17 protein-coding genes are annotated in these 22,208 nt (G+C 52.4%); 2 read left to right on the top strand and 15 right to left on the bottom strand.

The genetic code is table 11. The features are described 5' to 3' along the window. Window positions 1-68 precede the first annotated feature (68 nt). The 14 genes from EKM97_RS04905 to brnQ form a co-directional block, all read right to left on the bottom strand. Window positions 69-1,706 carry a peptide ABC transporter substrate-binding protein gene (locus EKM97_RS04905; protein WP_125571168.1) on the bottom strand — a complete coding sequence of 546 codons (1,638 nt, stop codon included), beginning with the start codon at window positions 1,704-1,706 and terminating at the stop codon, window positions 69-71. A 332-nt stretch (window positions 1,707-2,038) separates the two neighbouring features. Next, the gene (locus tag EKM97_RS04900; protein ID WP_225419213.1) at window positions 2,039-3,685 is read right to left on the bottom strand and encodes a peptide ABC transporter substrate-binding protein; all 1,647 of its coding nucleotides are present in this window, start codon (window positions 3,683-3,685) and stop codon (window positions 2,039-2,041) included. A gap of 97 nt (window positions 3,686-3,782) precedes the next feature. Beyond that, the gene (locus EKM97_RS04895) at window positions 3,783-4,808 is read right to left on the bottom strand and encodes a serine hydrolase domain-containing protein (RefSeq protein WP_125571167.1); all 1,026 of its coding nucleotides are present in this window, start codon (window positions 4,806-4,808) and stop codon (window positions 3,783-3,785) included. A gap of 301 nt (window positions 4,809-5,109) precedes the next feature. Next, window positions 5,110-6,060, bottom strand: a complete 951-nt coding sequence (locus EKM97_RS04890) for an ABC transporter ATP-binding protein (protein ID WP_125571166.1) — start codon at window positions 6,058-6,060, stop codon at window positions 5,110-5,112. After that, window positions 6,061-7,179 (bottom strand): ABC transporter ATP-binding protein, encoded by a 1,119-nt coding sequence (locus EKM97_RS04885; protein ID WP_125571165.1) that lies wholly within the window; start codon window positions 7,177-7,179, stop codon window positions 6,061-6,063. 11 nt (window positions 7,180-7,190) lie between these two features. After that, window positions 7,191-8,207: an ABC transporter permease gene (locus EKM97_RS04880; protein ID WP_125571164.1), complete on the bottom strand. Its 1,017-nt coding sequence runs from the start codon at window positions 8,205-8,207 to the stop codon at window positions 7,191-7,193. Window positions 8,208-8,209: 2 nt separating this feature from the next. After that, the gene (gene opp3b / locus EKM97_RS04875) at window positions 8,210-9,136 is read right to left on the bottom strand and encodes an oligopeptide ABC transporter permease (RefSeq protein ID WP_125571163.1); all 927 of its coding nucleotides are present in this window, start codon (window positions 9,134-9,136) and stop codon (window positions 8,210-8,212) included. A 474-nt stretch (window positions 9,137-9,610) separates the two neighbouring features. Then, window positions 9,611-10,432 (bottom strand): Cof-type HAD-IIB family hydrolase, encoded by an 822-nt coding sequence (locus EKM97_RS04870; RefSeq protein WP_125571162.1) that lies wholly within the window; start codon window positions 10,430-10,432, stop codon window positions 9,611-9,613. A 154-nt stretch (window positions 10,433-10,586) separates the two neighbouring features. Beyond that, window positions 10,587-11,360: a class C sortase gene (locus EKM97_RS04865; protein WP_125571161.1), complete on the bottom strand. Its 774-nt coding sequence runs from the start codon at window positions 11,358-11,360 to the stop codon at window positions 10,587-10,589. Between the two features lie 15 nt (window positions 11,361-11,375). Continuing rightward, window positions 11,376-12,902 (bottom strand): SpaH/EbpB family LPXTG-anchored major pilin, encoded by a 1,527-nt coding sequence (locus EKM97_RS04860; protein WP_164507435.1) that lies wholly within the window; start codon window positions 12,900-12,902, stop codon window positions 11,376-11,378. Between the two features lie 104 nt (window positions 12,903-13,006). Then, window positions 13,007-14,275 carry a pilin N-terminal domain-containing protein gene (locus tag EKM97_RS04855; protein ID WP_164507434.1) on the bottom strand — a complete coding sequence of 423 codons (1,269 nt, stop codon included), beginning with the start codon at window positions 14,273-14,275 and terminating at the stop codon, window positions 13,007-13,009. Continuing rightward, on the bottom strand, window positions 14,268-17,609 hold the full coding sequence (locus tag EKM97_RS04850; RefSeq protein ID WP_125571158.1) for a SpaA isopeptide-forming pilin-related protein: 3,342 nt from the start codon (window positions 17,607-17,609) through the stop codon (window positions 14,268-14,270). Before EKM97_RS04850 ends, EKM97_RS04855 begins: the two co-directional genes overlap by 8 nt. A 411-nt stretch (window positions 17,610-18,020) precedes the next feature. Next, a complete protein-coding gene (locus tag EKM97_RS04845; protein WP_125571157.1) occupies window positions 18,021-18,362 on the bottom strand; it encodes a hypothetical protein in 342 nt (113 codons plus the stop codon). A 136-nt stretch (window positions 18,363-18,498) separates the two neighbouring features. Continuing rightward, entirely contained in the window at window positions 18,499-19,854 is a 1,356-nt protein-coding gene (brnQ, locus tag EKM97_RS04840; RefSeq protein WP_125571156.1) for a branched-chain amino acid transport system II carrier protein, read from the bottom strand. A 263-nt stretch (window positions 19,855-20,117) separates the two neighbouring features. Here brnQ and EKM97_RS04835 point away from each other — a divergent pair, with 263 nt between their 5' ends. Continuing rightward, the gene (locus tag EKM97_RS04835; RefSeq protein ID WP_164507433.1) at window positions 20,118-20,813 is read left to right on the top strand and encodes a YoaK family protein; all 696 of its coding nucleotides are present in this window, start codon (window positions 20,118-20,120) and stop codon (window positions 20,811-20,813) included. On the opposite strand, the gene EKM97_RS04830 is transcribed toward EKM97_RS04835, so the two are convergent. Further along, entirely contained in the window at window positions 20,755-21,459 is a 705-nt protein-coding gene (locus EKM97_RS04830; RefSeq protein ID WP_125571154.1) for a histidine phosphatase family protein, read from the bottom strand. The two genes, EKM97_RS04835 and EKM97_RS04830, sit on opposite strands and share 59 nt — an antisense overlap. A 100-nt stretch (window positions 21,460-21,559) precedes the next feature. Between EKM97_RS04830 and EKM97_RS04825 the strand changes: the two genes are divergently transcribed. Then, on the top strand, window positions 21,560-22,036 hold the full coding sequence (locus EKM97_RS04825; RefSeq protein WP_125571153.1) for a ribonuclease H family protein: 477 nt from the start codon (window positions 21,560-21,562) through the stop codon (window positions 22,034-22,036). Window positions 22,037-22,208: the final 172 nt, after the last annotated feature.

The raw sequence follows: 22,208 nt of genomic DNA, 5'->3' as shown, positions 1-22,208 counted from the left end.
CACGAAAAAACGTCATCCCCCACGTGGGCGAATGACGCTTCTTCTAAGCATGACTTTTGCTTCTAATATTACTTGTTGGTAGCACCGATGAAGTTGTACATCCCGTTAGGGCTCATTTCCATACCCTTAACAGATGTCTTGGTCAGGTGCGCTTCACCAAGCTGGTAAACAGGAATGATACCGGCCTGGGTCGTCATTTCCTGAGCAGCCTGTTCCAGATCGTTCCAACGTGCCGTTGGGTTGGTTGCGTCGGTGGTCTTGGAGGCGTTGATCAGCTTGTCGTACTTAGCATCGGACCACTGACCACGGTTGTAAGAGTTGCCAGTCGTGAACAGGTCGAGGAAGCTGATGGCGTCTGGGAAGTCAGCGCTCCAAGCGGAGACAACCATGTCAAACTTGTGCGCGGTGGACAGGGACAGACGGGTCTTGAATGGCACGGTCTGAGTGGAGACCTTCACCTTCAGGTTGCCAGAAGCCAGCTTTTCAAATGCGGACTGCAGGTACTGAACGGTGCTCTTAGCGCCATCAGTATCGTCGGTCAGAATGGTGAAGTTCAGGTTCGTCTGGCCGGCTTCCTTCATCCCTTCAGCGAAGAGCTTCTTGGCTGCCTTGAGGTCGTAGGTCGTGTACTTGCCGACCTTCTTGTCGGATTCGGTGGTGAAGTCCTTACCGGCATCGTTGTACATCATCTTGGCAGGCACAACGGTGGAGATAGCCTGGGAACCATTACCAAGCACTTGCTTGATAAAGTCCTTGCGGTTGATGGCCATGGAAATCGCGCGGCGCACCTTGATGTTCTTGAATGCAGGAACCTTCTTCTGGTTCATTTCCAGGTAGTAGGTCGCGTTCTGGTAAACAACGTTGTAGGCCTTGTCGGACTTCATCTGGGAAGCAGAGTCACCAGAAATGGCAACATCATCAATCTTGCCATCCTGGAACAGGTTAACAGCCGTGCTGTTTTCCTTGATAACCTGGTTGTTAATCTTGGTGATGTGAACGTTCTTGGCGTTCCAGTAGTTCTTGTTCTTGGTGAGAGTCCACTTGTTGTCAGAACCGTTCCAGCCCTTCAGTTCGTAAGGTCCGTTGAAGGTCAGTGTGCTGGACTTAGTACCGTACTTGCTACCGTACTTCTTAACCTGACTCTTGTCGACTGGGTCAAAAGTCTGCAGGCAGATCATCTTTTCGAAGTAAGGCATTGCCTTGTCGAGCTTAACCTGGAACTTGTACTTGCCAATGGCCTTGGCACCCAAGCTGGATGCCGGCTTCTTGCCGGCAGTAATAGCATCAGCGTTCTGAATACCACTAAAGATGTAGGCGTACTGGGACTTGGTTGCAGGATCAACGGCACGCTTCCAAGCGTATTCGAAGTCAGCCGCTGTGACTTCCTTGCCGTCGCTCCACTTGGCACCCTTACGAATGGTGAAGGTGTAAGTCTTCTGGTCCTTGGACACGGTGGCCATCTTGGCTGCCATGTCAGGCTTCAGCTTCTTACCTTCAAAACGATAAAGACCAGCATAGGCGTTGGTCATGGCCTGACCGGAAATCACGTCAGTTGCCATGGCTGGGTCCATGGTGGCAATAACATCCTTTTCCATCCGGTTAACAGTCTGGCCCTTGCTGGAGCTAGACGTCTTGCTACCACAAGCTGCTAACAGTAATACAAGCGAGGTCGCCGTAAGACCAAGCCACATTCGATTCTTCTTCATAAAGGTATATCCCCCTCGAGATTTGATTGTTCTTAGAATATCCCAATTTTAGATTAAAGCAAACTCACTTTAGTCATATTTTTCTTATTTTCGTCACAAATATACAAAATGTAGACACAGACGGCTGTATAGTCCGCATATTGTAAACATGTTAATTTGACTCACGGACACATTTGGGACTTTTGCCGTGTCTCATGTCACTTTTCGGGGCATAATTAGGCGCAAAATGAGAACTAGACCAGAACATAAAAGGTGCCAACTCCCCCTCACATGGGAATCGACACCTTTTGGCCTAGTGCTCAGGAGCTGACCGCGTTGTGGTCCACTCTTTTTTACTTGTTAGTCGCACCCACGAAGTTAATCAGTGAGTTTGGCGTGTAGCGCATGTTCTTAACCGTGATCTTGGTCAGGTGCGCGGTCCCAACTTGATACATTGGGATGACCAGGGACTTCTTGGTCAGGTACTGGGCAGCTTCTTGCATGTCGTTCCAACGCTTCGTGGTGTTGGTAGCATCTGTCGTGTTCGCTGCGGAGATCAGCTTGTCGTAGTGGCTGTCGGAGATGTTCCCCATATTGTAGGAAGCACCGGTCGTGAACAGGCTGAGGAAGGAAATGGCGTCTGGGAAGTCAGCACTCCAGGCTGTGACAACCATGTCCGTCTTGTGGGCCATGGACAGGCTCACACGCGTCTTGAACGGTACGGACTTGGTCTTGACCGTAATCTTGGCATCGCTGCTGGAAAGCTTGCTGAAGGCGTTCTGCAGGTATTCCAGTGTGGACTTAGCAGCGTCAGTGTCGTCAGAAGTGATGGTAAACTCGAGGTTCTTCTGCCCGGCTTCCTTCATCCCTTCAGCGAACAGCTTCTTAGCCTTGCTCAGGTCGTAGCTGGCGTAGGACTGCACCTTCTTAGCGGCTTCGGGGCCGAAGTCCTTGCCGGTCTTGTCGTTGTACATCATTTTGCTTGGCACAACCGTTGCGATTGGTTCGCTACCATCGCCCAGAACCTTCTTGATGAAGCTCTTCCGGTTAACGGCGAGGCTAAGTGCTTCACGAATCTTCTGGTTCTTGAAGCCGGCAATGCGCTGCTGGTTCATTTCCAGGTAGTAGGTGGCGTTCATGCCGACCACGTTGTAAGCTTTGTCGTTCTTCATCTGCATGGCGGTGTCACCAGAAACGGCGACGTCAGTAATTTTGTCAGCCTGGAACAGGTTCAGCGCGGTGCTGTTGTCCTTGACCACTTGGTTCTTGATGGTCGTGATGTGCACGTTCTTGGCGTTCCAGTACTTACTGTTCTTGGTCTGCTTCCAGGTGTTGTCGGAGCCGTTCCACTTCTTCATGACGTAAGGACCGTTGAAGGTGAGCGTCTTGGCGCTGGTGCCGTACTTCTTACCCCACTTGGTAACCTGACTCTTCTCAACGGGGTCAAAAGTCTGCAGTGTGATCATGGACTGGAAGTATGGAATTGGCTTTTCCAGGGTGACCTGGAACTTGTACTTACCGATAGCCTTAGCGCCCAATGTGGATGGGGCCTTCTTGCCGGCGGTGATGGCATCTGCGTTCTTGATGCCGCTGAAAATGTAGGCGTACTCGGACTTGGTGGCTGGGGTGACGGCACGCTGCCAAGCATATTCAAAGTCCTTGGCGGTGACTTCCTTGCCATCGCTCCACTTTGCACCCTTGCGAATGGTGAAGGTGTAAGTCTTCTGATCCTTAGAAACCGTGGCCATCTTGCTGGCCATGTCGGGCTTGAGTTTATTACCGTCGTAGCGGTAAAGACCGGAGTAGACGTTTTCCATTGCCTGCCCGGAAATCGTGTCCGTTGCCAGCGCTGGGTCCATCGTCGAAATGACGTCCTTGCTCATGATTGTGACAGACTGCTTCTTGCCGCTATCTGCAGACTTGCTCCCGCAGGCCGACAGAGTGAGGGCCAGCGTCGTTGCCATGACGCTGAGCCAGATTGCTTTATTCTTCTGTGCCATTATGTAACTCTCCTTAGTCAAAATGTCTTGATATGTGACTATTAGAGAATAGCACTTTCGTCTCATTTTTAACAGTTAAATATTAATCTTTTCGTCACTAATTTCTCTTAACCGCTTCACGTTCATGCCATTTGAACACTTGTTTATGCCACGTGGCATCCGGTGTGAGACTTTTCTGAGCCGTATTAAAGAGCCACACACTGCCCCATTTGTGTTCAATATCCAGATAAATCCCGGCCCAGTAACCCAGAATATGGCCACCGTGCTGATAAATGTGACCACGGTGCATCCAGCCCATGCCGTACGCACCGTGCACGAGGTCAAAGCTCAACTGCAGCTGTTCTGGTGGCAAGGTCTGCCCATTCAGCACCGCCTGGCCCCAGCGCGCCAGGTCGCGCACGTTCATCACGAGTTCACCGTCGCCAGTCAGGTGCCGACCGCGCCCGAGTGCATGCGGCTGCCCACTCGCCAGCACGTAACCATTGGCCTCGCTGTACTGGGTGCCCACGCGTGCCGAGTCTAAACCCAATGGCTGCAGCAAGGTTTCAGTCAGCACCTGTGCAAACGGCTGCCCCACGATGCGCGCAATGACGTAACTGAGCAACATGTAGTTGGTGTTGCTGTAAGCAAACTTGCTGCCGGGAGTAAAGTCCAGTGGCCGCCCGTTAATGAGCGCCAACAATTCCGCGAAGTTGTAATCATCACTTGCCACTTGGTTCATGACGACGCCGAGACTCTCGTCGTTCAGTGCGTCCGCCCACTGTTTCTGGACTTGATCAGCCAGAATGTCGGTGTAGTCCGGCACGCCCGAGTCCATGTTCAGCAGCTGCCGCATGGTCACCTCTGCCGCGTGACTGTACTCGGGTAGGTACTTGGCAAGTGGTGCATCCAGCGCCAACTTGCCACTGGCTACCAGCCGCAGTACCAACGTCGCGGTGAACTGTTTGGAAGTTGACCCCAGCGCACTGACCGTATCGAGCGTAAACGGTGCACCGGTTGTGTAATCCGCCACCCCGGCAGCACCGCTATGCAAAATGTCGTGTCGATCAAAGACCATGTAGGCACCACTAAAATTTTGCTTGCGATTCAGTGCATCTAGTTCTGCAAAATCGAAGTCAGTCATTATCCGTTTCCTCCGCGTTCATTAATTCGTCAATATGTAAAAAAACAAGCCCGACAAGACACCGTCCTGTGCGGTGTGTGTCGGGCTTGCTCTGTACTTATGCACAAATCTACTAGAGTGCTCCGCACTCGGCCGGATTCTGACCAATCTGAATCAAGGTGAGAATCCGGCCTACAAACGCGGCTTCCAATGCAGCCCCCTGTGCCTAACCCAATCAGCCACCTATTCCCAAAGTACGGAAATAGGTGGCTGATTACGTTAGTGCTCGGTGGCTAAACGCATTGAAATCCGCTCTCTCTACCTACTTGTAGCTCGCAGCCTTGGCCTTGTAGCCTTCAATTTCGCTTTCAGCAGCGAAAACGAAGTGACCTGGGGTGATTTCAACCATCGTCCGCTTCTGGCCGTCTTCTTCGATGCTGGCGTCGTATTCCACCGGCCGGCGGCGACGTTCAACTTCAGGGTCAGGGATTGGAATGGCAGAAAGCAAGCTCTGCGTGTATGGGTGCAGTGGGTGGTTGTAAACTTCATCCGCTGTCGACAGTTCGACCAGACGGCCGTAGTGCATAACGGCGATGCGGTCGGAAATGTACTTAACCATGGACAAGTCATGCGCGATGAACAGGTAAGTCAGGTTCCGCTGTTCCTGGATTTCCTTCAGCAGGTTAACAACCTGGGCCTGAATGGAAACGTCCAGCGCGGAGATAGGTTCGTCGGCAATGATGAACTGAGGCTGCACGGCAAGCGCGCGGGCAATCCCGATACGCTGCCGCTGACCACCGGAGAATTCATGCGGGTAACGCGTTGCGTGGTCAGGGTTAAGCCCAACCAGTTCGAGCAGGTTTGCAACCTGTGCGTCACGGTCCGCATTGTCTTTTGCCAAGTGGTGAATATCAATCCCCTCAGCAATGATGTCCTTAACCTTCATCCGGGGGTTCAAGGACGCGTATGGATCTTGGAAAATCATCTGGGTTTCGCGCCGGAATTCCTGCATGTCCTTGGAACCGTTGCGCAGCTTAGCGATGTCCGTGCCGTTGAACAGGATTTCCCCGTTCGTTGGCTTGTACAGCCGGATAATGGCCCGACCAGTTGTGGTCTTACCAGAACCGGATTCACCTACCAGCCCGAGTGTTTCACCCTTGTAGATGTCAAAGGAGATGTCCTGAATCGCGCGAACTTCATCCTTCTTACCAGGGTTAAAGAACTGTTCCAGGTGCTTGACGGAGACCAAGACTTCCTTTTTTTCGTCAGCCATTTAGTCAGCCTCCTTTTCAGTACTACTTGCAGCGGCCTTTGCTTCTGGTGCAGGTGCTTGTGCTTCGGGATCCTTGCCTGCAAGCTGCGGGTTCATTTTCTTCCAGACTTCACGCCGCCGCGCGATTTCTGGTGGGAATTCCACAGCGGGTGCTTCTGGGTGGAGCAGCCATGTTGCGGCGTAGTGCGTGTCCGAGACCTTGAAGAATGGTGGTTCCTGTTCGGTGTCAATCTTCATGGCGTATGCGTTACGGGCTGCAAAGGCGTCCCCAACTGGTGGGTTAATCAAGCTTGGTGGCGTACCAGGAATCGCGTGCAGACGGTCGGAGTTTGTCTCCAGCGTTGGCATGGATTCGAGCAGGCCCCAAGTGTATGGGTGCTGGGCATTGTAGAAAATTTCATCAACGGTCCCGTACTCAATAATCTTGCCGGCGTACATAACCGCAACTCGGTCCGCAATCCCGGCCACAACCCCCAGGTCATGGGTGATGAAGATGATTGAAGTATCAATCTTCGTCTGCAGTTCCTTCAGCAGGTTCAGAATCTGGGCCTGAATCGTCACGTCCAGCGCGGTGGTTGGTTCGTCGGCGATGAGGATCTGCGGGTTGTTGATGATGGCAATCGCGATAACAATACGTTGCCGCTGACCACCTGAGAACTGATGTGGGTAGTCCTTCAGACGCGCCTTGGCGTCCTTAATCCCAACGAGTTCCAGAACTCGAGCAGCTTCATCGAGCGCGCTCTTCTTGGAAATGCTGCCGTGAATGCGGAGCACTTCGGCCACTTGCTTACCAATTGGCATTGTTGGGTCAAGAGAAGTCATTGGGTCTTGGAAAATCATCGAGATGTCGTTACCGCGCATCGCGTTGAGTTCCTTTTCGGACTTCTTGAGAATGTCCTGACCGTTGAACAGGATTTCCCCGTTCTTAACTTCCCCGTTCTTAGCCAGCAAGCCCATGATGGTGCGCAGGGTAACAGACTTACCAGAACCAGATTCACCAACGATTGCCAGTGTTTCCCCCTTATCAAGGTGGAAGGACACGTTGCGAATCGCGTGCACAGTACCGGCGTAAGTGTTGAAATCAATCTCCAGGTTATTTACTTCAAGGATTTTGCTCACAATTACACCTCCTAGCGTGCAGAGCGTGGGTCAAAGGCGTCACGCAGACCATCGGCGAGCAGGTTGAACGCCAGCATCAGAACCGAAATAACAATCGCGGGGTAAACCATCTGGTAAGGCAGGAAACGGAAGTTCTTTTGCCCGTCAGACAGCAAAGTCCCCAGAGAAGCCGTTGGTGCAGGAATCCCAATCCCGATGTAGGACAGGAAAGCTTCAAAGAAGATCGCCGTTGGGATCGTAAACATGGTCTGAATGATAATAGTTGAAGACAGGTTTGGAATCAGGTGGTGCAGCGCAATCTTCCAAGGTGATTCGCCCAGCGTCTTCGCCGCCAAAACGAATTCTTGGTCACGCAACTGCAGCGTCTGAGCACGAATCAGTCGGGCCATCGTCACCCAGCCAGTAAACGCGATCGCCACGATGATGCTGGTCAGACCTGGCTTGAACACCAGGAGCATCAGGATAACCACAACCAGGTTAGGAATGGAACTGATGATTTCGATAATCCGCTGGAGAATGTTATCGACAATCCCGCCATTCCAACCAGAGACAATCCCATAAAGGATCCCGATGGTCAGGTCAAACAGGGTCGCCATGAAGGCAACAAAGAGCGAAACACGGGTCCCAACGAGGATGCGGCTGAGAATATCACGGCCGAGTGAGTCAGTCCCCAGGGCGAACCAAATGTTGTTTGGCACACCACTAGCCTTGTAGACGTCAGTTTCAGCCCCCTGGTACAGGCCGTGCCCGTTAAAACCAGGAATGTTGAAATTGGCAATCTTTGGTGGCAAGTTGTTCCACTTCAGGTGCTGCGTATCTGGGTTGTGTGGTGAAATCCAAATGGACAGCACGGACAGCAGAATCATGATGATGAGAATCCACAGGGCCACCATGGCCACCTTGTTGCGCTTCAGACGCCGGAACGCATCCTGCGTGAAGGTCAGTGAAGGTGTGGAGATGTGTTCTGAGGCTTCTTTTTCAATATGTGCTTTGGTAAAGCTATCAGCGTTAATTTTGTAATCAGCCATACTTATTTAGACCCCCCAGCAAGACGGATACGTGGGTCGATGAAGCCATAGAGGATATCGACGACCAGCAGCACGACAACCAGCATTACGGAGTACATCATCGTCAGGCCCATGATGGTTGGGTAGTCGTTCGTCAGGATGGAGCGAACGAACTGTTCCCCAATACCAGGGATAGCGAAGATGTTTTCAACAACCAGTGACCCAACCATGAGGTCAACGGCCATAGGTCCGATGATGGTGACGATTGGAATCATGGAGTTACGCAGTGCGTGCTTAGCAACGGTTTGCCATTCAGATTCACCCTTGGACCGGGCGAGTTCAATGTAATCGGAGTTCAGGACATCGACCATTTCGGTACGCATGAATCGTGCCGTCTGGGCCAGTGGCGCCATAGCCAGCGCAATCGTTGGCAGAACGGATGACGAAGCCCCATCCCACAATGCGATTGGGAAGATGTGCCACTTGAACGCGAGCCAGAACTGGAGCAGAGCCGCAAACACGAAGTTAGGGATGGACCGGCCGAGGATGGCGAAGATGGTGGCAACGGAGTCAACCCACGTGTTCGCGCGAATTGCGGCGATTGCCCCAAGCAGAATCCCGAGCAGTGTGCCGACAACCATGGCCTGAGCACCAATCTGCAAAGAAGGTGCCACACGGGAACTAATCAGGTGGGAAACACTCTGACCAGCGAACTGGTAGGATGTCCCGAAATCGCCGTGCACAACACCAGCCAAGTACTTGAAGTACTGGACGTAGACCGGCTTGTCGAGCCCGTTGGCCTTCTTCAAGGCAGCCAACTGCTCAGCAGGGATCTTCGGGTTGTTGAACGGTGTCCCTGGCATTAATTTCATCAAGAAGAACGTAATGGACGCAATGATGAACAATGTCAGGAGCAGATAACAGATACGCTTAATGATGTACTTTGTCATGTGCTTCTCCCTCGCTTAATAAGTGCAAAGACAGATTATTCTGCCAAGCTGTACAAAAGTTTGCCGGTCAACGCTGAACATTTATGTACGGATAAAAATCAGCATTCGGACTAGCGTGAAACTTTCGTAGTTTGTTAGTTAAAAATGTACATTAGAACGCGATTAAAGTAAAGGGCATCTGCTCATAAATTCGTCCGAAAAACGCACTTTTCCGGCCATTATTGGCTTAATTTTGGCTTTGTCATGCTTTCTGAACGCTAATTTGGCGGCGTTTGTGCCGAATTAAAGAAGTGAGACGGATAATTTTGCAAAAAGCCTGACCAATTTCGTCACATTTCTCATCTTAGCGTGAGCGATTTTTCTGTAAGCGTTTGCGCGTATTGCAAGCGATTTACATCTGTCAGCCATGAGCAGACAAAAACGGGCCCCGCCGCCGCGGAACCCGTCAAATTCTCAAAATTATCTCACTGTTACTCAGTCTTGTTTCCAATCAAAGTACCGCTCCAGGAACAGGGCAATCCCATCTTCAGTGTTGCTGGCGGTCTGGTAGCGCGCAATCTCCTTGACCGCAGGCACCGCATTGCCCATGGCCACGCTGATGCCGGCCTTGCGCAGCATCCCCCGGTCATTCATGCCATCGCCGAAGACAATGGTGCGCTCCGGTGGAATCCCGCTAAGTTTCTGGAGCTCCGTAATGGCGGTCGACTTGTCGACGCCCTTGGGGATCAGCTCCATGTTGTCGGAGTTGCTAGCTGACAGGTGCAACAGACCGGAGGCATCCAGTTCGGACATCGAGCGTTTCAGCCCAAACGCATCGCGCGGGCTAATCACAATCCCGTTGGTAATCTCGCCGACATGCCGCAGCAAGTTGTCAATCGATCCCACGGCTTGCACTTCAACGGTCAGGCCGCTAGGTTCAAACACCCGCAATGCGTCCTCGACAAAAGTCGGTGGCGTCTTGGTGTAGTAAACCGTTTCGTCACTAAAGTAGAAGGCGGTCAGCCCGTGGCTTTCTGTGACCGCGTTAACAGCCCGCAGCGCTTCTTCCCCGAGCAGGTGGTGCACCCGCTTGCCGGCAAAGTCGTAGACCGCCCCGTTGGAGCCGATGACCCCCGCGCGAGGACCAACCTGATCCGCCATAATTTTGGCCAGCGCGTACATCCGGCCGGTCGCCACGAAGAAGCGGCTGCCCGCATCCATGGCCCGGTTCAGCGCCGCAACTGTGCGCGGCGAAACGTGCTGGTGATCGACGGCAAGCGTGCCGTCGATGTCTGTAATAATCAGGTGTGGCTCCATCGCTTCAGGCCGACCTCCCTTTCGAATACGCATCTATGTATTTATTTATTCTAGCAGAAAATATGTGTGGCCGGTAAGGACTTCGCGAAACGCACGAAAGTGACTCACCCCCGCAGTGCGGTTTTGAGTCACTTTCTACTATATTATGGTGCGTTTAGGCGTCGCTTGCTTTGCGGCGGCCGATTGCGTACCCAATCAGTGTCAGCAGGCCCCAGAAGATGCCAGCGAGGATGACCATGCTCCGGGCCGTGCCACTTTTGCCCGCTGCGGTTGCCGTCTTGGCGAGCGCCGGCGTGTACGGCACGCGGTGACCGCGGACCAGCAGGCGGTGCGTGTTCGCCGGTACTGGTGTGCAGGTCAGCAGCGTAACCAGGTCCTTGCCTTCTTGGCGTTTGAGCAGGTGCGTGTCGGTTGGCAGCACGGTGTTCACGGCGTCGACTTTGTACGCCCGCGTTTTGCCAGCGACGGTGATTAGGAACTTGTCGCCCTCCTTCAGCTTATGCAGATTGCTGAAGAACTCCTTGCCGGGCAGCCCCGCATGCGCCGAGATGACGCTGTGCTTGCCCTTACCCCCAGTCGGCGCGCCGGATCCCGGCAACACCCCCGCACCGCGATTCAATGCGGCGTCGGAAACGTTGCTGAAGAGCGGCAATGCCACCTGGAGCTTAGGAATCGCGATGCTGCCGAGCAACTGATCGGCGAGTTTGCCCTTGATGTTGCTGGTGGTGAACTCGGTCATGAGCGGTTGCCCGGTACTTTTGTCCAGCTTTTCGGCCAACTTCCGTTCACGTTCCTTATTGACTCTAATCGTCTGGAAGTCATGCTGAATCCGCAAGTAGTTGAGCGCCCGGCTTGCAAAAGGATAGATGCAGATGCACAAGCCGATGATAAAAATTGTCTTCCTGAGCCAGCCTTTCATCTGCATCATCCCCCTGTTTGTCTGTTAGTCTTCCTTCTTCTTGCGGAGTGTGTTGATGGCCATCATCGTGCCACCCACTACAATCAGCGTGATAACACCGATACCACCAGTGAGTGGGAGGGAACCGTCGGCTTCTGGAACGTTTTCAATTGGTTGACTTGCAGAAAGAGCGTAGGTACCCTTTTTTACTTCAAAGGTTTCGGCCCTCTTACCCTCAGCTGGAAGGACGAATCCATCTGGCGCCTTGGTTTCCTCCAAGGTGTACGTACCATATTTCAGGCCACTAATTGCAACTCGGCCATCACCGTCTGATTCCAAGCGGGTTGCGTTTTCCTTATCGCTAACCCAACTGATTACAGGCGGATTTGGCAATTTAGTCTGATCAAACTTTGCGTACAAAATATTCGCGCCTGTACCCTTGTAGAGAACAAATTCGGCTTTTGGCAGTCCCTTCGCTTGATTGCCTTTACCATACTTAAATGCTTGCAACCCACCAGTTGTGAAAGGAATCGAAGTATCTTCCTGTTCGGATTTAATGCCAGGTCCATTCACGTTCAACGTGGCACTGTTGGATTTTTCTTCATCTGCAAACATTGCATTAGTCACTTTAACCTTGTATTCAACAGTTAAAGTCTGTCCAGGGTAACTCGCAAGGTCCTCCTTCACAGAAGCGTTGCTTAAGTCGTAGGTGAGTGTAAACAATTCACCAGCGGTACCACCTAAAATCAAATTGTCGCTTTCAACTGGTTTCAATGAATCTGTCAGTTCTTTGTCTCCATGGAATACTTTCATTGATCCAGAAACAAAATCTGCCCCTTGCAAAGTATCTGTCAATTTGATGCTAGTGTAGGCTGTGTTTTCAATGTCAAACGGAATCGCATATTTAACACGGTAAGTTAACGTGTCACCTACCGCCACATCAACTGCATTCTTTTCTCCAGTTTCATCCTCATGTCCAACCATGACCTTGTCTAGCGTGTAGTTCTTTGGGTACAGGTGAATCGATTTCAAATCCGTACCGCCTTCGCCCTTAATGTTGGTCATGAATACAATAGGCTGTGCTGGTGCCATGTTTTCGTCAGTTTCAACAACTGCGTATACTGCAGGACGATCTTCAGCAGTGTATTTGTTCAAACTTGCATTGATTTTCCCATCTGGATCAGTATCCTCTGTATGAATCGGGTCTTTACCTTCAATATGGGTTTGAATATTGTTGGTAATATCCTCGATGATGTCCTTCGCTTTTTGTTCCATGTCGTCATCATCTTTAATATCTAAATATTTGTCGTAGAAAATATCGCTTACATCATAGATGCTAAAGTTGATGCCAGGAAGATCCTTAAGGTCATCAAGATGGTCCAATTCTTCACCAGTGTTATCAATACTGGTGTTGTAGTTCAGCGCATCCTTCTTGTGAATCGTCACACTGACCTTTTCGCCCGTTTCGCCCGCCGCCATTACCGCAGTCGCCGTACTTACCAGGCTACTGCCCATCATCCCCAACACTGCTGCGGAGACCATTAAGCTGCGGAATTTTTTGCTGGTTTTCATGTTGTTTTCCTCCTCATGAGTGAGATTGCGCACCTGCGCAATCCCCGTTTGTTTACGGTCCACTAATCGTTTTGTACCTTCTTCTTTGGAATTTACTGATCTCATTAGTTGCCTGCCGCCCGGCGCTTGCGCCAGATAAGGACGGAACCCAGCATGACTGCCAGTCCCAGGAGAATGAGCCAGGTGCTGCTGTTGTTACCCAGCTGCGGGATAATGCCACTGCTGGTACTGCCGGCTGGCTTGCTTGGTGTGGAAGTGGTTGGCGGGAGAATTTCCTGCTCTTCAGTTTCCGGCAAAGCCGCCTTCTTGTAGTTGTACACGCGCGCTTCCGCCTTCTCGATCACGTCGTTTGGCAAAATGCCAGTGTCGGATTCGATGATGTCCACGCCGTTCACGGTTACGTGCCGTTCGCCGTTTTCATCCTGCGCCATTGGTGGTACGACCACCGGAATGGCACTTTCATCCAGAACGTAACCAGCAGGTGCTTTCACTTCGTAGAATGCGTAGTTACCGCTTGGCACCCAGATGCCTGGTGTGGCCACCAGACCGTTTTTGTCTGAGGTGAAACGGGCCACGTTCGCGTCAGTTGCAGGGGTGCTACTTTCCACCCACTTGAGAATCGCAGCGTCTTCTTGGTTCGCCGCGAGGTAGAGGGTCTGGCCCTCCGCCCCCATTTTGGTGAAGACGAATTCTGCGCCCGCAAGCCGGTGTTCGTTGCCATCTGCGTCCGCACCGAACTTGAAGAAGTACGGGTCACGTGCGTACACGTCGTTCTTCGGGTAAATGTGGAGCGGGTTAAGCACCTGCCCGTCTTCGCCCTTCACGTTGAGCACAATCATCATTGGCTTGGTCTGCGCAATGTCCACCTGCACGTCGTCGTGGTTCACTTCGCGTTCAATCAAGTAGTACGCGGCGGTTTGGCCGCTTGCTGCCTTGGAAGGCAGATTGAGGCGTGCGACCCCATCTTCATTCAGCGCTGCGTCAAACGCAGTCGTCGCTTCAGTCGTGTGGGTCAACCCGCGTTCTTCAATCAGCTGCAAGGCTGAGTCACGGTCACGGTCCGTGTAGTTCGCAACGAACTCGGCGGTCGTCATGTCCGCGTCGAGCGCGTCTTGCATCAGGCTGGTCGCGTCATACACATCGTAGATAACGCCATTCAGCCCTTCCGTCTTGGTCAACAAGTCGGAGTCTTGCCCCAAGAGCTGACCATCATTTTGGTGCGTTGTGCCGTCATTTTGCAGTTTCGGGAAGATCCGCTTGTGCAAAATCACTTCGGTCGTGTCACCAGTTGCCGCCTGCGCGTGATGCGTCAGCGTCATGCCACCGATGAGGCCCAAGGCCAGACAGAACGCGATGATAATTCGCTTAAGCATTACCATCACCTCCCCGTTTCTTACGCCAATCGACCAGTTTCAGGTACCCCGCGGTGCCAATCAGGAGGATACCAATCACGATGAAGGCACCCAGTCCGGAGCCACCAGTCAGTGGCAGTGGCACGTCAGCTTCTTCAATGTCCATGATGCTGATAGACACTTTGTTGTACTTTGCTTCGCTGTTCGTGTATTCCAGTTTCTGAACACTGTAGTCAGAGTCGTCGAGATCATCCTTACTGTATTCAAGTGTTGCTTCCTTGCCTTCACTCGGAATGACAAGGGTGAATTCACCTTCATGCTTCAGGTAACCATCTGGCGCTGCGGTTTCCTTGATGGTGTAGGTACCTGGTTTGAGCTGAATGTCAGAATCAAATTCCAGGACACCTTCGCTATTGGTAGTACCGCTAGTATCAATGCCCATACCCTTAATGCTGAATTCTGCTCCTGGAAGTTTTTCACTATCCCGGTTGTACTTAACCAGTTCAAGTTCAAACGGCTTCAGTTCGTTAATCACTTGCTTGTTGTTGATACCTTCTGACGTCAACTTCAGGCCGCCATTACCATTGTCTTCAACCTTCACCGTGAAGCTTGCGCCACCATCATAACCATCAGGCGCCGTGGTTTCAGTGAAGACATATTCGCCGATTGGCATCTGGTTCAGTTTGAAGCTACCAGTTTCGGTCCCACTGAGGCCTTCGAACACTACCCCATTACGCTTCACTTCGAAGACTGCACCGCTCAGCTTGTTGCCATTAGCATCGGTCTTGGTAAAGTCGTAGTTCGTGTAGTTCAAGGTGTTGGTCACGGTAATGGTTGGCACATCGCCTTCAGTAGTCGGAATCGCAGACACGCTACCGCTGTATTCTGGCAGCGCGTAGCCAGGTACGTGGGTGCCACTAGCGCCCACGGTTTCGATTACCTTGTATTCAAGGGCTTTACCATCTTGGTATTGCGGCATGCCTTCGAAATCGAAACTAGTCATGCCAGAAGTGAATACCTTCTTGCCTTTTTCAGTCCAATCATTTTCACTACCAACAGTGCGACTGTACAAGGTCATCGTCACGTCATCACGCGTCTGGTACTTGTTGCCATCATCCTGCCAATCCTTATTAACGCGAACGTTTGTCAGGTGCGTGCCCATCTGTACGGATGGCACTGCAAAATGCAGATGACGAGCTTCAGAAACGTTGTTGGTCAGGTAAGTGGTGCCAGATGTTGGGTAGAAATTACCAATCTGGTATTCATCTTTGAGGTGCACGATGTAAGTCAGTCGCAGGCCATCTGCAGCTGTCTTACTGCCACCAAGCGTCAAGTCTGACACGTTAATGCCAGTGCTTGTCGCAGAGTATTTTGCGTTCTGTGCGTACTGCGGTGCATCGCCCGCATCCACGCTGCCACTCGTCAGGCTCCCGCCCGTGAGAGTTAGGTACTCTTTAACCAGTGAGCCTTCCTTGTATTCAACAAACTGACTGTGTGGAACAGTTACTGTCGCTTGCTGGATGCTAGCAGTGAACTTGTTGATGATTTGTTCAAGCGCTAGTTGCAATTCAGAACTACTCTGAGTGTTGTAGTAGGCTTCTTTACCAAGCGCAACAATCACAGAGTTCGCTGCATCATCATTGTGGTAACCAATTGAGTACGACTTAACATTGGCTTGTTCTGCCTGATTAAGACGATTATTAATGAATTTAACGGTATTTGTAGAATTAGTAGTTTCAGTGTGCAAATCACCGTTGTTCCGGTTGAGGTCCCAATCAATATAACCCTGGCCACTGTTTGCTTTTGACGGCACATTTTCCATCGCGTCATTAACTGTGCCCATCGAGCCATTTTTGTTGTAGTAGTTTTCTGTAGCTTCTAGACTCGGAGTCCCAGTGGTAATGTTAATTAAAATTTTTTGGGCATTATCACGAGCTCCCAAATCACTACCCATCAACATACGCAGTCCAAGATCAAGACCAAAGAAACTAGCAGTCCACTTACTACCGGGTCCACTGGATGAAAGCAACGAGCTAGACATCAGAGTGTTCTTGTCAGTTGTAAAGGTCTGGTACTCCTTGTTACCTTTATCCTTGAACATTGTCATCTGACCTTTAGTGTTCCCGTTACCTTGTCCGGAAAAGTTAACTAACCCGATTTGAACACCATCGTATGCAAGTGCGGTATCCGCAAAGGAATCTACCGCATCCAGAAGTTCCTGCCAGCGATTACCGATACTAAGAGATCCTGATGTGTCCAGAACGAACACAACATCAACGAGTTGCTGTGAGTGAATCGCTTGGCCAATCATGTCCATCTGCACTTGGAAGTCGCCATCGCCAAGCGGACTAACTGTCTTCTTGGTGTATCCAACCAAGCCATTTTCTTCAGGTTCGCGATATGCAGTGTACCCATTGTCAAAGTTCAAGCCACCATTCAACGGCGTTTCAACCAGGTTACTAGTCTTAGAATCCGCTACCGCGTAGTTGTAATTCTTAACACTAGTCTTTTCTTGATCCGTTCCCTGGTGCTGGTCAGTTCCGTGGTTTGGATGCTGGCTCTTCACTTCTTCGTTACGCACATATTCAAACGGGTCCGTTGTTGTCTGGGATCCTGCCCGTACACGGCCAATCACCGCACCCGGTGCGGCTACCGTCCAACGAGTCGCTGCAGAAACTGCGCGTTTGTTTTCCTTCTTCGCAACTTCTTCCTGCACCGCTGCTTCCTGCTTCTCCGCAACTGGTGCAGTTTCTGTGGTCGTTGCTTCTTCCTGTTCAGTTTCAGGGGCAACCACCTGCACTTCTTCCTTCGGTGTTTCTGTCACTTCAGGTGCCGGTGCCACTTCTTCCGGTGTTTCTTCAACAACCGGTGCTTCAACCGTCTTGTAGTCGGCTTCAGGACTCGCCAGTACTTCACTGGTTTGGCCCATGTTGGTGCTATCAAGCTGGATCCACACGTAGAGTTTAGCGCCGCTCACGCGCGGTGTGCTCACAACCAACTTGCCGGTTTCTTCAGCGGTACTTGCTGCTGGCTGCCGGTACCAATCGTCGCCGTCTACCTTGTCTTGTAAATCGCCGTCTTTGCGTTGCACCGTCCCCGTGCCGTCGGCTGCGCTCGCCAGTTTAAAGCGAATCGCGCGCGCCGAGGCATCAGTCGGTGCGTGTTTAGCATAGTCAATCGTCCACTCAACTTCAGTCGCAGTGACTACTGGGGTCACTGTAACCTTCGCAGCGTCGTTGTTCAAAAGCACGGTTTCGTCCTGTGCCTTCACGTCGACATTGCTGATGGCGAACACGCCCTGCAGCTGCATCAGCAACACGGCGAGGATGGCTATGCACCGTAACGTCTTGCGCATGGTGCTCCTCCTTCCGGAATGCCGCAGGAATGCACTGCGTCCGCTCCCACTTCGCAGTGCATTCTTGCTAGCTTCACTCTTCTACTCCTGCTAAAGGCGGTGCGTGCTAAACGCCTTTAGCGCACTCTATTGGACATCGGGATGGCAGCCTCCTTTCTGCTTTTTAGATCCTGATAATCCTCTCCATAACTTAAATCTAACGGATTGCCCCCAGCCGGTTCAAGCGTTTTCAACACAAAAAGATAATATTTTTTATAGATATTGACTTATGATGGCCAAAACACCAAAATTTTGCTAATGGTCTAGATTAATTTTGTAAAGTAAATGTGTGCTCGCTATTCGCTAGCTGGCAAACAACGGCAACAAAAAAAGCCCCGTCCTAAAAGGACGGAGCCTGCATGCAATTCTGGTTTATTGAACGGCGGTAGCTGACTTCTCGTTCAGGTACCACTGTTCGAGTTCAGGCTGTGCCTTACCCTCATCGTTAAACTGGAGGCCCATCTGCTGAATCAAGCCCTCAAGGTTGCCACGACGCTGACGGATAACGCTAGAAAGCAATTCGTCACTGTGCAGGGCGGTGTTTTCCATCATATATTCGTTAATGTCGGCAATGTATCCGGAGTGGTCAAGCTGGGCGAAGACGTCCAGGCCATCGGTCCGCAGGTGCTTCACGTAGAAGCGCCCGAAGTCTGTTACGGCGTTATTCTTGGCCTGATCGTTCAACTGATCAAAGCTCAGGTTATTCTCTGGCATATTTTTCCCTCCAAAATTCGACTAATGTCCTTCTTAATCTTAGAACGCAGCTTGCAGATGTGCAAGCACCCGTAAGCCGCAAAAGGTACCTGCAGGCAAGAAAACCGGCGCCACACGGGCACCGGTCACGCATTATTTATTTTTCAATGACTGCGTTCTGTTTTGGCAAAATGCGACTGATGATTACCGAAATCACAAAGGCCAAGACTGCAGGAATGGTCCACCCCAGTCCTTGCGCAAATCCAGGTAGGTAGCCGCCCCAGTTCAGGAGCACCTTAATCACGCCCACGTGCAGGTTTGCGGGCAAGGCGTTCAAACCATCCAACAGTGCGGGAATCGCCGTCACGCTCACGGTGACCACGTACACGAGGTGCGCGTCCCCGAAACTTTTGGCAATCAACGTCAGCACAATCAGCACAATAGCCAATGGGTACAGGAAGTAGAGGAAGGGCTCTGAAATCAGCAGAATGTGGTCCAAGCCCACGTTTGCCAGCAGCAGCGGCACGCCCGCGGCAACCAAGATCAGGTGCTGGTAGTTCAGCTGTGGGAAGAGCTCTTTGAACATATCCCCGAAGGCGGTGATGAGACCCACACCAGTTTTTAGACAGGCCAAAATCACGATGATGGCCGTGAGAATGCTGCCGAGCGTCCCGAAGTAATAACGGGCAATCTGGGCGATGATGATACCGCCGTTACTAGCGCGATCGAACTGGCCGAGACTGGTCAGCCCCATGTAGGCCAAAACTGAGTACAAAACGGCCATCAGGACTGCCGCGATAATGCCGGCACGCAGCGTATCCGTGGCGATGGCAGCAGGTTTCTTAACGCCGAGGTCGCGAATCGCACTGACCACGACCACCCCAAAGGCCAAGCCGGCTAAGGCGTCCATGGTCATGTACCCCTCAGTGAATCCAGTTGCCAGGGCGCCGTGTTGGTAGGCCGCCGTTGCGGCTTCATGCACGCCGCCCATCGGGAAGATGACCACAAACAGTAGCAGCAAAACCAGCGTCACCAGGAAAGCCGGCGTCAGAATTTTGCCAATGTAAACCATGATGCGGCCGGGTTTACGCGCGAGCAGCCACGCCGTCCCGAAGAACAACACGGAGAAAATTGCGAGCGCGAGATGCTGGTACTTGTCCGGAATGAACGGGTCGAGACCAATTTCGTAAGAAATGGTGGCCAAGCGCGGGGTTGCGAACAACGGGCCAATCCCCATGTACAAAATGACCGTGAACGCCAACGCAAAGCGGCGGCCAACCTTGCTAGCGAGACCGAACACGCCATCATCCTTACTCATCCCGATGGCGGCCACCGCCATCAGCGGCAGACCGACCCCAGAAATCAGAAAGCCGAGCACCGCCGGCACAATGTTCTTACCAGATGCCTGCCCCAGGAATACAGGGAAAATCAGGTTACCGGCGCCAAAGAACATGCCGAACAGCATGGTCCCGATGAAAAACAGGTTCCGCCTCGATAAGCGCTTGTTGTCCATTCTTACGTCTAGCCTCCATTGACCAAAGTTGCATATATACGTCCCACGCCGCAGCATGTGCGCCACCGCGGGCTTTTACCGAAAAGTTATCCGTCCCAGTTTACCATTTTGTCACGGCTAGGCGCCACTTTATTACCTGGGAAATGCTCCGGGCATAGTTCAACGCACATACAAGATATTCCCAGCAGCATTTTGCCTGGCGCCTGATGCACTCTGCCAAAGCATGTTAGAATGGATACCTATCATTCATGCAGGAGGCCACCATGACGCCACAGTTTCCCAGTACCGAACGTTTGCCGATGGGCATGCTGCTCGCAGCCACCGCCGGCTCAATTGATGCTTATACCTACCTCGCTCATGGCGGGGTATTTGCCGGGTTGCAGACCGGGAACATGATTCTCACCGGTCTTGCTCTTGGGAACGGCGACTGGCCATCCATGATCAGCCACATCATCCCGATTATCGTGTTCGCGGTCGGCACCGTGGTCGTGCGCGGCCTGCAGCATTCTCTGCAGGCAAACGAAACGCGCCGCAAGCGGGCACTGATTGTCCTCGGTTTTGAAATCGCCATGGCGCTGGTTATCGCCATCATCGCGCCTTACCTGTCAGACATCGCGGCCAGCTCACTGGTCGCCATCATTGCCGCCGCCCAACTGCAAGAATTCCGCAGTCTGCGCGGCCGCGCGTTCACGTCCGTCATGATGACGGGGAACCTGCGTAACGCGGCAACCGGGCTCTACGATGGCATCATCCACCGCAGCAACGCCGCCTACCATCAGGCCATTGACGGTGCGGCCTGCATCCTCGGCTTGATTGTCGGTGCCACACTATCCGGCCTGTGTACCCACTACCTTGGTGCGCGCGGCATTTTGTTCACCGTGGTGCCGTTGGGTATTGCAGTTATCTACCTGCTTTGCGCAACGCCGCTGTTCCCTGCTCCAGGTAAGTCAGCTCGTTAACCGTCTTGATGCTGAAGACACCTTCGTCGAAATAGACGGTCGTCACGGAACAGTTCTTCAGGCTTTCCAGACCGGGTACACCCTTACCAGCCGACGCCAGCCACATCAAAAGCGCGGTGCCGTGACTCACAACAAGCGTACGCATGCTGCCGGTGTGTTCGGCGCGCAGGGCAATGCGCCGCAGTGCGTCATCAATGCGGGCAATCACCATCGCCGTACTTTCCGCGGTGGTCGCCGCATTCTTTTGCGCACTCACCCAGCGCGTCTTGTCCGCGATAGTTTCCAATGTGTAGCGGCCGGTCGCAATGGCATTCTTGTAGTTGGGCACACCTAACACCGTGCGGGCAAAATCATCAACGGGCCAGCCCTCGTAGTGGTCATAGTCCTCTTCGCGCAGACCGGTATCGGTGCGTACGTCAAGCTTGCTTCCCATTCCGTCGGCAACTAAACGGGCCGTATCACTGGCCCGCTGTAAATCGCTAGCGTAAATCTGGCCATAAGTTTTACCAGCCAATTGCAGGCCACGGCCCAAGGCGAGTGCCTGCTGGCGGCCATTGGACGTCAGTTCTGAATCCGCCATACCCTGCACGCGCCGTTCTTCGTTAAACACGGTGCGGCCGTGGCGCACTAAATCAATTTCAATCATTCATATTCATCCTTACTTTGTATTTCCCGCCGCATTTTGCAAAATCTATCCTGACGGGAAGCAGTCCATTTACCATTCTACCAAAGAAAGAGGTTCGACAATGACAAGCATCGAAGTGTACACAGACGGCGGCAATCGTAATCACGGGAACTACGCAGGCGGCAGCGTGAAATCCAGCGACCCAAGCGCGTGGGCGGCACTGCTGATTTTTGGTGAACACGAGAAAATGCTATCCGACGGCGAACTCGGCCGCACCAACAATTACATGGAAATCATGGCGGTCATCCAGGGGCTTACGGCACTCAAGCGTACCGACCTGCCGGTGAATGTTTACTCCGACTCCGCCTACGTCATCAACACGATGTTGAACAAGTGGTACGTGAAGTGGCGGCAGAACGGCTGGAAAAAAGGTGGTAAAGAAGTGAAGAACGCCGAACTCTGGCAACAGTTGCTCGCGCAGGTTGATCGTTTCGACAGCATCACCTGGAACAAGGTGAAGGGTCACGCCAACAACAAGAACAACAACCGCGTCGACGCCGCCCTCAACAGCACCATGGACAAGCTGGAAAAGGCCTAACGCTGTCCGTCAGCGTAAGTCTGCGCCCGCAAGGGTGCACTTTACGCTTGGGTTTGTTTTCAAACCGCCGCTAGGCGGTGGGTCGGCAACTCCAGTGGTGGTGCGCTTGGGCTACGCTCCGGGAACTACGTCGGGCGGGGCCGCTTCAGCCCGCTAACGCGGTCTTCCGCTG

Origin of the sequence: Lacticaseibacillus songhuajiangensis (assembly GCF_003946025.1) — a bacterium.
Taxonomy (GTDB): Bacteria; Bacillota; Bacilli; order Lactobacillales; family Lactobacillaceae; genus Lacticaseibacillus; species Lacticaseibacillus songhuajiangensis.
This window is presented reverse-complemented; position numbering and strand designations above follow the sequence as displayed.

What these genes read in the sequence shown, in the direction of transcription:
- EKM97_RS04845 (WP_125571157.1), bottom strand. Translation starts at nt 18,362, where the DNA reads ATGCCAGAGAATAACCTGAGCTTTGATCAGTTGAACGATCAGGCCAAG.
- EKM97_RS04865 (WP_125571161.1), bottom strand. Translation starts at nt 11,360, where the DNA reads ATGATGCAGATGAAAGGCTGGCTCAGGAAGACAATTTTTATCATCGGC.
- EKM97_RS04855 (WP_164507434.1), bottom strand. Translation starts at nt 14,275, where the DNA reads ATGCTTAAGCGAATTATCATCGCGTTCTGTCTGGCCTTGGGCCTCATC.
- EKM97_RS04905 (WP_125571168.1), bottom strand. Translation starts at nt 1,706, where the DNA reads ATGAAGAAGAATCGAATGTGGCTTGGTCTTACGGCGACCTCGCTTGTA.
- brnQ (WP_125571156.1), bottom strand. Translation starts at nt 19,854, where the DNA reads ATGGACAACAAGCGCTTATCGAGGCGGAACCTGTTTTTCATCGGGACC.
- EKM97_RS04860 (WP_164507435.1), bottom strand. Translation starts at nt 12,902, where the DNA reads ATGAAAACCAGCAAAAAATTCCGCAGCTTAATGGTCTCCGCAGCAGTG.
- EKM97_RS04870 (WP_125571162.1), bottom strand. Translation starts at nt 10,432, where the DNA reads ATGGAGCCACACCTGATTATTACAGACATCGACGGCACGCTTGCCGTC.
- EKM97_RS04830 (WP_125571154.1), bottom strand. Translation starts at nt 21,459, where the DNA reads ATGATTGAAATTGATTTAGTGCGCCACGGCCGCACCGTGTTTAACGAA.
- EKM97_RS04850 (WP_125571158.1), bottom strand. Translation starts at nt 17,609, where the DNA reads ATGCGCAAGACGTTACGGTGCATAGCCATCCTCGCCGTGTTGCTGATG.
- EKM97_RS04900 (WP_225419213.1), bottom strand. Translation starts at nt 3,685, where the DNA reads ATGGCACAGAAGAATAAAGCAATCTGGCTCAGCGTCATGGCAACGACG.
- opp3b (WP_125571163.1), bottom strand. Translation starts at nt 9,136, where the DNA reads ATGACAAAGTACATCATTAAGCGTATCTGTTATCTGCTCCTGACATTG.
- EKM97_RS04880 (WP_125571164.1), bottom strand. Translation starts at nt 8,207, where the DNA reads ATGGCTGATTACAAAATTAACGCTGATAGCTTTACCAAAGCACATATT.
- EKM97_RS04895 (WP_125571167.1), bottom strand. Translation starts at nt 4,808, where the DNA reads ATGACTGACTTCGATTTTGCAGAACTAGATGCACTGAATCGCAAGCAA.
- EKM97_RS04825 (WP_125571153.1), top strand. Translation starts at nt 21,560, where the DNA reads ATGACAAGCATCGAAGTGTACACAGACGGCGGCAATCGTAATCACGGG.
- EKM97_RS04890 (WP_125571166.1), bottom strand. Translation starts at nt 6,060, where the DNA reads ATGGCTGACGAAAAAAAGGAAGTCTTGGTCTCCGTCAAGCACCTGGAA.
- EKM97_RS04835 (WP_164507433.1), top strand. Translation starts at nt 20,118, where the DNA reads ATGACGCCACAGTTTCCCAGTACCGAACGTTTGCCGATGGGCATGCTG.